Source organism: uncultured Alistipes sp., from assembly GCF_910580175.1.
GTDB lineage: Bacteria > Bacteroidota > Bacteroidia > Bacteroidales > Rikenellaceae > Alistipes.
Genome location: NZ_CAJTXD010000001.1, coordinates 513554 through 526740, shown reverse-complemented (window position 1 = coordinate 526740; position 13187 = coordinate 513554). Strand labels below are relative to the sequence as shown.

13 protein-coding genes are annotated in these 13187 nt (G+C 62.1%); 8 read left to right on the top strand and 5 right to left on the bottom strand.

Annotated elements, in window-relative coordinates; translation table 11 throughout:
* Positions 1-52: 52 nt before the first annotated feature.
* Positions 53-1288, top strand: a complete 1236-nt coding sequence (locus QZ298_RS02270; RefSeq protein ID WP_296005136.1) for a pitrilysin family protein — start codon at positions 53-55, stop codon at positions 1286-1288.
* Complete coding sequence (locus QZ298_RS02265; protein WP_296005100.1) at positions 1285-2547, top strand: pitrilysin family protein; 1263 nt, start codon at positions 1285-1287, stop codon at positions 2545-2547. The genes QZ298_RS02270 and QZ298_RS02265 overlap by 4 nt, the downstream gene beginning before the upstream one ends.
* A 200-nt stretch (positions 2548-2747) precedes the next feature.
* Here the strand turns inward: QZ298_RS02265 and rsmA are convergent, their stop codons facing one another.
* The 5 genes from rsmA to recQ form a co-directional block, all read right to left on the bottom strand.
* Positions 2748-3608, bottom strand: coding sequence for a 16S rRNA (adenine(1518)-N(6)/adenine(1519)-N(6))-dimethyltransferase RsmA (gene rsmA, locus QZ298_RS02260; RefSeq protein WP_296005099.1), 861 nt, complete (start codon positions 3606-3608; stop codon positions 2748-2750).
* Positions 3609-3687: 79 nt separating this feature from the next.
* Complete coding sequence (locus tag QZ298_RS02255) at positions 3688-3930, bottom strand: hypothetical protein (protein WP_296005098.1); 243 nt, start codon at positions 3928-3930, stop codon at positions 3688-3690.
* 56 nt (positions 3931-3986) lie between these two features.
* Positions 3987-4181 carry a hypothetical protein gene (locus QZ298_RS02250; protein WP_296005097.1) on the bottom strand — a complete coding sequence of 65 codons (195 nt, stop codon included), beginning with the start codon at positions 4179-4181 and terminating at the stop codon, positions 3987-3989.
* A 1-nt stretch (position 4182) separates the two neighbouring features.
* On the bottom strand, positions 4183-4407 hold the full coding sequence (locus QZ298_RS02245; protein ID WP_296005096.1) for a hypothetical protein: 225 nt from the start codon (positions 4405-4407) through the stop codon (positions 4183-4185).
* A gap of 117 nt (positions 4408-4524) precedes the next feature.
* Positions 4525-6717: a DNA helicase RecQ gene (recQ, locus tag QZ298_RS02240; protein ID WP_296005095.1), complete on the bottom strand. Its 2193-nt coding sequence runs from the start codon at positions 6715-6717 to the stop codon at positions 4525-4527.
* A 248-nt stretch (positions 6718-6965) separates the two neighbouring features.
* On the opposite strand from recQ, the gene lptB reads away from it, so the two are divergent.
* From lptB to QZ298_RS02210, 6 genes are read left to right on the top strand one after another with little or no spacing between them, the layout of a single operon-like run.
* A complete protein-coding gene (gene lptB, locus QZ298_RS02235; protein WP_296005094.1) occupies positions 6966-7751 on the top strand; it encodes an LPS export ABC transporter ATP-binding protein in 786 nt (261 codons plus the stop codon).
* Positions 7751-8995: a 3-phosphoshikimate 1-carboxyvinyltransferase gene (gene aroA, locus QZ298_RS02230; RefSeq protein ID WP_296005135.1), complete on the top strand. Its 1245-nt coding sequence runs from the start codon at positions 7751-7753 to the stop codon at positions 8993-8995. Before lptB ends, aroA begins: the two co-directional genes overlap by 1 nt.
* Complete coding sequence (locus tag QZ298_RS02225) at positions 8992-9966, top strand: chorismate synthase (RefSeq protein WP_296005093.1); 975 nt, start codon at positions 8992-8994, stop codon at positions 9964-9966. Before aroA ends, QZ298_RS02225 begins: the two co-directional genes overlap by 4 nt.
* The gene (gene prmC, locus QZ298_RS02220; RefSeq protein ID WP_296005092.1) at positions 9963-10805 is read left to right on the top strand and encodes a peptide chain release factor N(5)-glutamine methyltransferase; all 843 of its coding nucleotides are present in this window, start codon (positions 9963-9965) and stop codon (positions 10803-10805) included. The genes QZ298_RS02225 and prmC overlap by 4 nt, the downstream gene beginning before the upstream one ends.
* On the top strand, positions 10787-11335 hold the full coding sequence (locus QZ298_RS02215) for a regulatory protein RecX (RefSeq protein WP_296005091.1): 549 nt from the start codon (positions 10787-10789) through the stop codon (positions 11333-11335). The genes prmC and QZ298_RS02215 overlap by 19 nt, the downstream gene beginning before the upstream one ends.
* The gene (locus QZ298_RS02210) at positions 11320-13050 is read left to right on the top strand and encodes a M23 family metallopeptidase (protein ID WP_296005090.1); all 1731 of its coding nucleotides are present in this window, start codon (positions 11320-11322) and stop codon (positions 13048-13050) included. Before QZ298_RS02215 ends, QZ298_RS02210 begins: the two co-directional genes overlap by 16 nt.
* Positions 13051-13187: the final 137 nt, after the last annotated feature.

The following is a 13187-nucleotide window of genomic DNA, read 5'->3' as shown; positions in this document are numbered from 1 at the left end:
CCGCGGTGTTCGATTGCGATTTTTGGTTTGAAATGTGTTACCTTTGTCCTCCATGATTCCCTATCGCAAAACCACTCTTGCCAACGGCCTGACGGTCATCGTCAACCGCGACCGTTCGTCGCGCCTGGCCGCGGTCAACATGCTTTACCGGGTCGGGGCGCGCAACGAGAACCCTGCGCGCACCGGATTCGCCCATCTGTTCGAACACCTGATGTTCCGCGGCACGAAAGCCGTGCCCAACTTCGACCTGCCTGTGCAGATGGCCTCCGGAGACAACAATGCTTTTACCAACAACGACTACACCGATTTCTACATTACCCTTCCGGTGGACAACATCGAAACGGCCCTGTGGTTGGAAAGCGACCGCATCGAAGGGCTGGACATCACGCCGCAGAAGTTGGAGACCGAGAAAAAAGTGGTCATCGAGGAGTTCCGCCAGCGCTACCTCAACCAACCCTACGGCGATCAGATGCTGCTGTTGAGGGCTTTGGCCTATAAGGTGCATCCCTACCGCTGGGCCGCCATCGGGCTGACGCCCGACCACATAGCCGAAGCGACGCTTGCCGATGTCGAAGCCTTTTACCGTGCCCACTACCGCCCGTCGAACGCCATCCTCTCGATGTCGGCCGACCTGGAGGAGGAACGGATGCTGGAGCTGGCCGAAAAGTGGTTCGGCGCCTTGCCCGACCGTTCCTGCACGGCGGTGCCCGTACCCCAGGAACCGCCCCAGACGGCGCGGCGCCGTGAGGTCGTCGTCCGCGATGTGCCTGCTACGGCTGTCACGGTCGCCTATCGCATGGGCGGGCGCACGTCGCCCGATTTCTTCGTCGCCGATCTGGTTTCCGATCTGCTTTCGGGCGGCGATTCGTCGCGGCTCTATGTGCGGCTGGTCAAGGAACGGAAACTCCTGTCGTCGGTCAACGCCTATGTTACCGGCGATCTCGATCCCGGGCTGTTCGTCTTCACGGGGCAGCTGCTGCCGGGTGTGGCGCCCGAGCAGGTCGAGGAGGCGTTCCGCGCCGAAATCGACGCCCTGCGTCGGACAGCAGCGTCCGACTACGAGATGCAGAAAGTCAAGAACAAGTTCGAGGCGAACACCTTGTTCGGCGAACTCAACGTCATGAACAAGGCGATGAACCTGGGGTTCTACGAACTGTTGGGCGATCTCGATCTTGTCAACTGCGAAGTCGACCGCTATCGCGCCGTCTCGCCCGAGGCCATTGCCGATTTTTGCAGCCGTGTGCTGCTGCCAGAACGAAGTTCCACCCTTATTTATCAAGCCCGATGAACCGGCCCCCGTTGATTCTCCCGTCAGACATTCGCGTCCCCGAAGCCCGCAAAGAATTGTTGGACAACGGCGTGGCGCTTTACACGCTTCCGGCCGACGATTTCGAGGTGCTGCGCGTGACGTTCGTTTTCCGTGCCGGCTCCGCCGTGCAGCGCGTGCCCTTTTCGGCTTCCGCCACGGCCAACCTGTTGGCCGAGGGGACGCAGGGCCTCACGGCCCGCGAAGTGGCCGAGCGGCTCGATTTCTACGGTTCGTGGTTCGATGTCAACCTCGACCGCGACTATGCCTACATCAACTTCGCCATGCTCTCGAAGTTTTTTCGCGAGACGCTGGCCGTCGCCGAGGAAATCCTGCTGCGGCCCGTGTTTCCCGAGGAGGAGTTGCAGACCTACTGTACCAAGCGCAAACAACGTCTGGCCATCGACCGGCAGAAAGTCGACGTTCAGGCGCGCGAGGCGTTCGCAGCGGCGATGTTCGGCGAGCGGCATCCCTACGGCGTGTCGACGGACGAAAAATTGTACGACACCTTGACGCGCAGCGACATCGAAGCGTTCTACCGGACGTTCTATACGGCCGAAAACTGCTTCGTGGTGTGCAGCGGCCGCATTACCTGGCAGGAGCGGGATGCCGTGGCCGCCATTGCCGGGCGTCTGCCCCACGGAACGCCCGCGCGGCCGCTCTTTCCGGCGCCGCAGACCCGCCGTTGTGCGGAGGTCGCCCATCCCGGAGCCGTGCAGTCGTCGATCCGCATCGGGCGCCTGCTCTTTCCGCGCCAGCATCCCGACTTCGTGGGCATGCAGGTCGTGGCCACGGCGCTGGGCGGCTATTTCGGTTCGCGGCTGATGCAGAATCTGCGCGAGCGGCACGGCTACACCTACGGAGTGGTAGCAGCGATGGTCAACTTCGAGCAGGCGGGCTATCTGGCGATCGCCGCGCAGGTGGGGACGGAGGTCACGGCGGCGGCCCTGGCCGAGATAGATGCCGAAATCGAGCGGCTGCGCCGCGAACCGATGCCCGACGACGAACTGGCGCTGGTAAAGAATATCATGGCGGGGGAGATGATGCGCATCCTCGACGGCCCGTTCGGCATAGCGGACGTGACGATCGAAAACATCCTCTGCGGCGCGGACAACACGCTGGTAGATGCCAATCTGCGGGCCATTCGTGCCATGACGCCATCCGACGTCCGGAATCTGGCGCAGAAGTATCTGAAGCGGGAAGACCTGGTCACCGTGGTGGCGGGAGAAGTCGGAGAATAGAAACCGGAAAATCCGGCATCGGGCTGGTATGCAGGCTGGATATTGGTAGCATGCGGTGTGGTGCCGGGCCGGAAAAAGCAGGATACGGGTGGATCTTATCAGGACACGGATCGGAATTGACAGAATACGGTGTGCAGGTATGCGGGCCGGATATTGATAGAATACGGTGGTTTGCTGGGTGCGCGGCGCACGGGGAGGGGCTAAAGGGTGGTTTTCGAGTTTTGCTCCACCCACCGGGTCAACTCGACGAATTCGGCCACGGACAATTGCTCCGCGCGACGGCTGAACCAAGGGTGTTCTGCACCTCCGAAGTCGCCGAACACCGCGCGCAGCGAGTTGCGGATCATCTTGCGGCGCTGGCCGAACGAGGCTTTTACCACCCGGACGAAAAGCTGTTCGTCGCAGTCGAGATGCTGCGTGGCGTTGCGGCGCAGGCGGATGACGGCGCTTTTGACCTTGGGCGGCGGGTTGAACACGGTTTCGTTGACCGTGAAGAGGTATTCGATGTCGTACCACGCTTGCAGCAGCACCGACAAGATGCCGTATTCGCGCGATCCGGGCGGCTCGGCGATCCGTACGGCCACCTCTTTCTGGATCATGCCCACGCACTCCGGCACCAGGTCGCGGTGCTCCAGAATCTTGAAAAAAATCTGCGACGAAATGTTGTAGGGGAAGTTGCCGATGATCTTCAAGGCGGGCGCATCGGCGAAAACGCTGCGCAAATCGATCTTGAGGAAATCGCCGACCAGAAGCCGCGGCGCGAAATCGGGATAATGCGCATGGAGATAATCGACGCTCTCGGTGTCGATCTCGGCGCCCCAGGTCGCAATATCCTGGCGTGCCAGCAGATACTGCGTCAGCACGCCCATGCCGCAACCCACCTCCAGCACCGTTGCCGGGGTTTCGGGCGTGCCGCCCGAGAGCGAGTCGCAGATTTTGCGCGCTATGTTGAGGTCGACCAGAAAATGCTGGCCCAGTGCTTTCTTGGCCCGTACGTCATCCGTTTTTTTGGGGGTTCCGGGGCGCGGGGCGGCGGATTCGGGGCGTTTTTTGTCGAACACGGCGGCGGTCATGTTATGCGTTCGTCGGAAGATGGGTGTCTTTATTTTTGGTGTATCTTCATCGCATGCCCGGGAGCTTTCAGTGCCTTTGCCCGGGAGTTTTCGGAGTTTTTTCTCCGGGTGTGTTGCGCCTTTTGCTGGCAGTGCGGCGCTGCGTGATCCGGAAGCTATAAAGCAACCCGACGAATCCGATGCCCAGCAGGGTTACCCAGAACCACACGGCAGCACCGCCCTGCATGTATTCCAAGGCATAGATGATGCCTGCTGCGGCCAGGATCATGACTGCGATCCGGAGGGTCTGAAAAAGGGCGGTTCTGCTCATGGCGGCTATTTCGTGATGGCGCCGGCGGCCGGTCGCTGCCGGGCCGGCGGGAGGGGCTATCGCTCCGTATTCTTATCGTGCGGCTGCAAGCGCAAGGCTGTGAATATCATGATGATGGCGCAGCAGGCCATCACTACCGGCACATACCAGATGTCGCCGCCGTCGGCCATCGCCACGCGCCATGCCGACACGATCGCCAAGATGAAGAACACCCCGGCCAGAATAGATATGAATCGTCTTAGAAATGCCATTTCAAGGTATTTTGTGTCTGTTCACTTCTTCCAAATGTTTGCGCTTTTTCTTGCGGAATTCGTGTACGGTCATGCCGCAACCGGCCATGACGAACAACAAAGCGATCGTCAGATCGAACCAACTTACGCAATGACGGCATATGCAGAACCATCGGATCGTGATTCCGAGCCAGACAAGCGTCGCGCAGAAAAACAACAATGCCAGCGTAAAAGTCTTTTTATTCATACTCCGAACGAAAATTGAACGACCGAAAGAAAACCGAAATCCGAACGAACCGGCGGTGAACCGACGAGTTCTTGCGTAGGGTGTCCGGCAGCTTCCGATGTCCGGTTTTGCGTGGTGTCAGTTGCCTTGTTCGCACATGAACTTGATGCGTACCAGGCGTATCTCTTCCTCCGTATAGTCCGAGCCGAGTTCTTCGATCGCCGCATCGAGGGAGTCGCTTTCGGCATCCTCCTTGAAGTAGAGGTAGATGTCCTGGATCTTATCTTCGTCCATGAATCCACCTAAGTAGTAGGCGATGTCGAGCTTCGTGCCCGAGTTGACGATGCCTTCGATCTCGGTCAGCAACTCGTCGAAATCCAGGTCGCGGGCGCGGGCGATGTCCTCGAAATCCATCTTGCGGTCGATCGACTGGATGATGAATATCTTGTTGCCCGACTTGCTTGCCACGCCTTTTACCACCATGTCCTGCGGGCGGATGATCTCCTTCTCTTCGACGTAGGCCTTGATGAGTTTCACGAACTCCTCGCCGAACTTGCGGGCCTTGCCGGCACCCACTCCTGTGATGTTCTGCATCTCCTCCAGGGTAATGGGATATTGCACGGCCATGTCTTCCAACGACGGGTCCTGGAAAATCACGAACGGCGGCAGGTCGTGTTTCTTGGCCACCTTCTTGCGCAGGTCTTTCAACATGGCGAAAAGCTCCTCGTCGGCTGCACCGCCCTTGCCCACCGGAGTTTCGGCCTCGGCTTCCTTCTCCTCCTGGTCGTAGTCGTGATCCATCGTCACATTTACCGGGAAAGGCAGGGCGATGTAGCTTTCGCCTTTTTTGTTGATCGAAATCAGACCGTAGTTTTCGATGTTCTTGTCGATCAACCCCAAGATCAGCGCCTGGCGGATCACGGCACCCCAAAAACGCGTGTCGTATTTTTCGCCCGCGCCGAACCACTTCGACTTGTTGTGGCCGTAGCTCTTGATCAGAGCCGTATTTTTGCCCACGAGCACCGCGGCGAGGTAGTCGGCCTTGAACTTGTCGCCGATGTCGCGCAACGCCTCCAGCGCCATCTTCAGCGCCGCCTTGGCGTCGACCTGCGGTTTGGGATGGCGGCAGTTGTCGCAGTTGTGGCAATTCTCCTCGGTGTATTCTTCGCCGAAGTAGTGGAGCAGCGTCTTGCGGCGGCACATCGAACTTTCGGCATAAGATACCGTTTCCAACAACAGCAGCTTCCCGATCTCCTGCTCCGCGATGGGCTTGCCCTGCATGAATTTTTCCAGTTTCTGGATGTCCTTGTAACTATAAAAGGCCAGGCAGTGCCCCTCGCCGCCGTCGCGGCCCGCCCGTCCGGTCTCCTGGTAGTAGCCTTCGAGCGACTTGGGGATGTCGTAGTGGATCACGTAGCGTACGTCGGGCTTGTCGATGCCCATGCCGAAAGCGATCGTGGCCACGATGACGTCGACGCGCTCCATCAAGAAATCGTCCTGATTGCTTGCGCGCGTCGCCGCGTCCATGCCTGCATGGTAGGCCCGGGCTTTGATGCCGTTGGCCACGAGCAGCTCCGTCAACTCCTCGACTTTCTTGCGGCTCAGGCAGTAGATGATGCCGCTCTTGCCCTCCTTCTGCTTGACGAAGCGGATGATTTCGCGGTCGACGTCGTGCTTGGGACGGATTTCGTAATAGAGGTTCGCCCGGTTGAACGACGACTTGAAGACCGCCGCGTCGGACATGCCCAGGTTCTTCTGGATGTCCATCTGCACCTTGGGCGTGGCGGTGGCCGTGAGGGCGATCAGCGGGGCGTTGCCTATTTCGTTGATGATGGGCCGGATGCGGCGGTACTCGGGGCGGAAGTCGTGGCCCCACTCCGAGATGCAGTGCGCCTCGTCGATGGCGTAGAACGACACCTTGATCTTGCGCAGGAACGCCACGTTGTCCTCCTTGGTGAGCGACTCGGGCGCGAAATAGAGCAGCTTGGTCTTGCCCTCCAGCACGTCGGCCCGCACCTGGGCCACGGCCGTCTTGTTGAGCGACGAATTCAGAAAGTGGGCGATGCCCGACTCTGCGGCGAAGGTGCGCATCGAATCCACCTGGTTCTTCATCAGGGCGATGAGCGGCGAGATGACGATCGCCACGCCCTCCATGAGCAGGGCCGGCAGCTGGTAGCAAAGCGACTTCCCGCCCCCGGTCGGCATCAGCACGAACGTGTCCTTGCGCTCCAGCACGTTGCGTATGACGGCCTCCTGGTTGCCTTTGAACGCGGAAAAGCCGAAGTATTCTTTCAGTTTTCCGTGCAGCAGGGTGGTGTCGAACTGTTCCATTTCGTCGTTCGTGTGGGTTAAATCCGAAAATTCAATGTAAAGATAAAAAGATTTTCGGAAAAAAACATAACTTTGTAAAAAATTTCGGAAATTTTCCTCCTGCGGGTTTCCGGCGCCGATTATGCTGCCTCCTCTCTGCCGGGACGGCGGCTTCCGTGTCCGGACGGGCCGCAGCGGCGTGCGGGGCGGCAGGATGCTGCCGGAGCGTCCGGGCGAGGAGGGGATGAGGATGTAAAAGTTGTTTTGCCATGCGTTTATATACCAGCCAGCTCGTGAAGAAATATAAGTCGCGCACCGTGGTCGACCACGTGTCGATCGACGTCAACCAAGGCGAGATCGTCGGCCTTCTGGGGCCTAACGGAGCCGGCAAGACCACCACGTTCTACATGATCGTCGGGCTGATCAAGCCCAACGAGGGGCGGATCTTCCTGGAGAACGACAAGCAGGAGGTCGCCGAGCTGACGTCGCTGCCCGTCTACCGGCGCGCCCAGCTGGGGGTCGGCTACCTGGCCCAGGAGGCTTCCGTATTCCGCCGGCTGACCGTCGAGGAGAACATCCGCGCCGTGCTCGAAATGACCGACTACTCCAAGGAGTACCAGAACGAGCGCGTCGAGGCTCTGATCGAAGAGTTCCGTCTCCAGAAAGTGCGCAAGAGCCTCGGCATTCAGCTTTCGGGCGGCGAGCGGCGCCGCACCGAGATCGCCCGGGCCGTGGCGATCAACCCGGCATTCATCCTGCTCGACGAACCGTTCGCCGGCGTCGACCCGATCGCCGTCGAGGACATCCAGTCGATCGTGGCCACGCTCAAGCATAAAAATATCGGCGTCATCATTACCGACCACAACGTCGATGAGACGCTCGCCATTACCGACCGCACCTACCTGCTCTACGAGGGCAAGATTCTGAAGACCGGCTCGGCCGAAGAACTGGCTGCCGATCCGATGGTGCGCAAGGTCTATCTGGGGCAGCATTTCGAGCTGAAGCGCAGCCATCAGCTGACCCAGGAGATGAAGAACCGGGGAGGGCGGGAATGATGGACATCACGTTCATGCCGGGGTGCGTCGCAGGCGCGCTGACGCCCCCTTGTTCCAAGAGTTATGCCCAGCGCGCCTTGGCCGCATCGCTGCTCTCGGAGGAGACCTCTGTTCTGCATAACGTCGGATTCTGCGACGACACCCGCTCCGCCCTGCGGTGCATCGAGATGCTGGGGGCTGCAACGGAGCGCGTCGACGAGCATACGCTTGCCGTACGCGGGGGATTGAAACCCCGCGGCGGGGTGTTGGGCGTCGGCGAATCGGGCCTTGCCGCCCGGCTCTTTACGCCCATCGCCGCATTGTGGCACGAAACGCTCCGTATCGAGGGCGAAAAGTCGCTTTTGCAGCGTCCTATGGCGATGATGACCGCACCCCTACGGGAGTTGGGCGCCCGGGCGGCCGACAGCGACGGACTGCTGCCTTTCGAGGTGCAGGGGCCGCTTCAGGGCGGTTGCGTGCGGATCGACGGCTCCGTCTCTTCGCAATTCATTACGGGGCTGCTGCTCGCCCTGCCTTTGGCCGCCCGCGATTCCACGATCTTCGTCGACCGGGCCGTCTCGGTGCCCTATCTCGATATGACCGTACATACTGCCGAGTACTTCGGCGTCACTATTTGCCACAACGACTTCTCCGAGTTCTACATCCCCGGCGGACAGCATTACCGCGGCACCGATTTCGCTATCGAGGGCGACTGGAGCGCCGCCGCCATGCTGCTGGTGGCCGGGGCCGTTGCCGGCGAGGTCGCCGTGCGCAACGTCTCGATGCTCTCGCGGCAGGCCGACACGGCCGTCTGCGAGGCGCTCGTGCGGGCCGGCGCCGCCATCATCGACGAGCCGCACTCCGTCACGGCCGCACATCGGCCCTTGCGCGGATTCGAATTCGACGCTTCGCAGTGTCCCGACCTCTTTCCTGCGCTCGCCGTGCTGGCTGCTTCGGCCGAGGGAACGAGCGTCATCCGCGGGGTCTCGCGGCTCCGTCACAAGGAGTGCGACCGGGCCGAGGCCATCCGCGAGGAGTTCGGGCGCTTGGGCATCGAGGTCGATTTCGGCGATGATGACACGCTGCGCATCCGTGGCGGCGAGGTGCGTGCGGCCGTCGTCGACAGCCACGGCGATCATCGCATCGCCATGGCACTGTCAGTCATGGCCTTGAGGGCTTCGGGGCCGGTCGTCGTGCGCGATGCCGGGTGCGTGGCCAAGAGTTATCCCGATTTCTTCCGCGATCTTCAGCATATCTGCGTATGAACCGTTTCGGAGAGCATTTCCGCATCGCCCTGTGGGGCGAGTCCCACGGGCCGCAGGTCGGCGTGGCGATCGACGGCGTGCCGCCCGGCATCGCGCTTTCGGCCGAAGATTTCGCTGGCGATCTGGCCCGGCGGCAGGCCGGTGCTCCGGGCACGACCTCCCGGCGGGAGGCCGACGTGCCGCAGTTCGCGGCGGGTCTCTACAACGGGTTGACCACCGGAGCGCCGCTGGCCCTCGTTTTCCCCAACGGCGATGTCCGGTCGCAGGACTATGCGGCGACGGCCGGACACGACCGGCCTTCGCATGCCGACCGCGTGGCGCAGGAGCGCTTCGGCGGGTTCAACGATCCGCGGGGCGGCGGCCATTTCTCGGGCCGGCTTACCGTGGCGCTTGTGGCGGCAGGTGTCGTGGCCAAAAAGATATTGCCCGAAACGCTGACCTTTGCCACCCGCATTGCCGAAATGGGCGGTTGCGCTGACCCGCTCCGCTTCGACGAAATCTTGCGTGAGGCGACGGCCGAGGGCGATTCGGTGGGCGGGGTGGTCGAATGCCGCGTCGGAGGCATCCCGATGGGGTGGGGCGAGCCGTTTTTCGACTCGCTCGAAAGCCGGGTCGCCCACCTGCTTTTTGCCGTGCCTGCCGTCAAGGGCGTCGAGTTCGGCAGCGGATTTGCGGCCGCCCGCATGAGGGGGTCGCAGCACAACGATCCCATCCTCGATGCTGCGGGAACCACGGCGTCGAACCATGCCGGGGGTGTCGTCGGGGGACTTTCCGACGGCAACGAACTGGTCGTACGGGCTGCTTTCAAACCCACGCCCAGCATCGCCCGGCCGCAGATGACTTTCAACCGGACGACCGGCCGCGTGGAACCGCTCATCGTCGGGGGGCGTCACGACGTGTGCGTAGCCCTGCGCGGTGCTGCGGTTGTGGAGGCTGCCGTCGCCATAGCTCTGGCCGATTTGCGAAGATGACGACCCGACGCGACATCATTGACCGCATAGCCGCGGCGCTTGTGCCGCTGTACGACGCGCGCGAGGCCCGCAGCATTGCCTTGACGTGCGTTTCGGAGCTGGCAGGGCTGCCGGTGGCCGCTTTGCTGACCGACCCCGGGGCTGCACTCCGGATCGAGGGGCTGGACGCCGTGATCGACCAGCTCGCCGCGGGGCGGCCCGTGCAATATGTTATAGGTGGCGCCGAGTTTCTTGGCCGGCGCTTCGCGGTGGGCGAGGGGGTGTTGATTCCCCGGCCCGAAACCGAGGAGCTGGCGGCCTGGATCATTGCCGACGATCCGCAGGCCCGCCGCATACTCGATATCGGCACGGGGAGCGGCTGTATCGCCGCTACGCTGGCACTGGAACTGCCCCGGGCCGAGGTTTTCGCCGCCGACATTTCGCCCCGGGCGCTCGCCGTGGCGGCGGAGAACTGCCGTGCCTTGGGCGCGAAAGTGATTCTCAGGCAGGCCGATGCGCTGGGCGATTTGGCGGGGAGCTTCGCCGGGCGGTTCGACCTGCTGGTCTCCAACCCGCCCTATGTTCCGCAGTGCGACCGGGCGGCGATGCACTCCAATGTGCGCGACTACGAACCTGCTGAAGCGCTGTTCGTGCCCGACGACGATCCGCTGCTTTTTTATCGGGCCATCGCCCGGGCCGGCCGGCGGATGCTGGAACCGGGAGGAAAGCTTTATTTTGAGATCTACCACCAGGCCGGCGACGACCTGATGCGGATGCTTGCCGATGAGGGGTACGATGCGATCCGTCTGCGGCAAGATATGTATGGTAAACCACGAATGCTATGCGCCCGACTCGCATAAGGAAACATCCTGAAGCCTCCTCGCAGACCGACTCTCGGCCCAAGCGGGCCAAGACACCCGACCAAGCGTCGGCGGCCTTGATGCGGCTGTGCGCCCGGGCCGAGAAGTGCGAGGGCGATGCCCGGCGTCTGATGCGCGGCTGGGGGCTGGCGGAGCACGACATCGAGCAAGTGCTGGCGCGGCTTGTCCGCGAACGGTTCATCGACGACAGCCGCTATGCTGGGGCCTTCGTGAGCGAGAAAACCCGGATTGGCGGCTGGGGCGAGTACAAGATACGGGCGGCCTTGCAGCGCAAGGGCATCGACCGTGCGACGATCGACGCGGCGCTGGCCCAGACCGACCGCGGAGAGATGGCCGACCGTCTGCGGAAACAGCTCGAACGCAAGTCCCGCACGGTCAGGCATGACACGCCCTATGAATTGAAAACCAAATTGATACGTTACGGCCTTTCGCTCGGTTATGACTACGAAACCGTGATCGATACGGTCGTTTCGCTTGTAGGAGACTCCGAATTATGCAACGATTTCTGATATTCCTCTGTTTTGTGGCGTTCGCAGCCGCCGGCCGGGCGCAGACGCTCGACCCTGCCGACTATGTTTATCCGGTCTGCGACGTCGACGGGAGCTGCTCGGCCAACTTCGGCGAGATGCGGCCCGGCCATTTCCATGCCGGCGTCGACATCCGCACGGGCGGTGTCGAGGGCAAGCCGCTGGTGGCCGTGGCCGACGGGTATGTGTCGCGCATTTCGGTGGCGCCCGGCGGCTACGGTCGGGCCATCTATCTGACCCTGCGCAACGGCACGACGGCCGTCTACGGTCATTTGCAGCGTTTTCGCGACGACATCGAGCAATATCTTGCCCACGAACGCCGCACCCAGTGCAAAAACCGGCTCAACCTTTTTTTCGGCCCCGAAGCCTGGCCCGTGGCGCAGGGCGACCCGATCGGTTTTTCGGGGAACAGCGGTTCGTCGATGGGGCCGCACCTCCATTTCGAAGTGCGCGACACGCCGACGCAGCGGCTCTACAACATCGTGCACGAGGGCATCATCCGCCCGGCCGACACGTTGGCGCCGCGGATCGTCAAGGTGCACTACATTGAGATCGACTCCTTGCCCGGCGGACTGTGCGTGCACCGCAAGGCCGAGAGCTATGCAGCCGTGCGGCTCAGCGAGGGGAACTATAAACTTACGCGCAGCGAACCGGTGCCGGTCGGCCGCAAAGGCTATTTCGTGGTCGAGACGACCGACCGCCGCAACGGCGTGCACAACACGTTCGGGGTGTGGCGCGTGACGGCCCGGATCGACGGGGAACCCTATTTCGAGTATCGCATGGACGGTTTCACGTTCGACCGCTCGCGGTGCTGCGATGCCGTGAGCTGCTATCCTATGCAGATCGCCACCCGCAACGAGGCGATCCGTTTGGCGCAACTGGAGGCCGCCCCCGACTGCTTCTACACGACGATGACCGACCGCGGAGTGATCCGCGCCGAACCGGGCCAGATGCGGCGGCTGGGCATCGAAGTCGAGGACGACAGCGATAATATTTCTACGTTGGAGTTCGCAGTATGCGGGCGCGAAGAAGAATTCCGGGCCGAAGCGGACACCATGGCCCGGATCGCGCGGCCCGGCGGGGTCACGATTCTGAAGTGCGGGCCGGAACTCACGGCGCGGATTCCTGCCGGAGCCTTGCACGAGACGGTCGCCTGCCGGCCCCAGCAAGTCGCTGCGCCGGCGGTCGACTCGGGGGTGGTGGTGCTCTCGCCGGCTTTCCGCGTACTGCCTGCCGCCACGCCGCTGCGCCGCATGATGACCGTCTCGATCCGTGCGGAGGTGCCCGAGCACCTACGGCTCCACGCCTCGCTGGCCCGCCTGACGCCCAAAGGCAAGGCGGCCTATGCGGGCGGTACGTTCCACGACGGGGTGGTCAGCGCGTCGACCTATACGTCCGACCCGCTGTTCGTGGCGGCCGATTTCCTGCCGCCGACCATCGTCCCGCGGTTCGTGTCGGGGGCCGATCTTTCGCGCCAGCCTTCGCTCGGATTTCGTGTGAGCGACAATTTCTCGGGCGTAGCGTCTTACACGCTGCGCATCGATGATGAATGGGTGCCCTGCGACAGCTATCCTATGAAAGGACGGCTGGAACATGTTTTCGACACGGCGCCCACGCATACCGTCCACAGCGTGCAGCTCATCGTGCGCGATGCGGCCGGCAATGCAGCCCATTGGCAAGGAACGTATTATAGATGATATTCGGGTTCCAGAGCCAGGAAGCCGACGAACCCCTTCGGCACGGAAAGGCGATGGCGAAGCGCCGTACGCTGTGAATGGCCGGAGCGGGGGCTTCGATCGGTTCGGGAATATGAAAAAACAGCCTCAGGGCTATC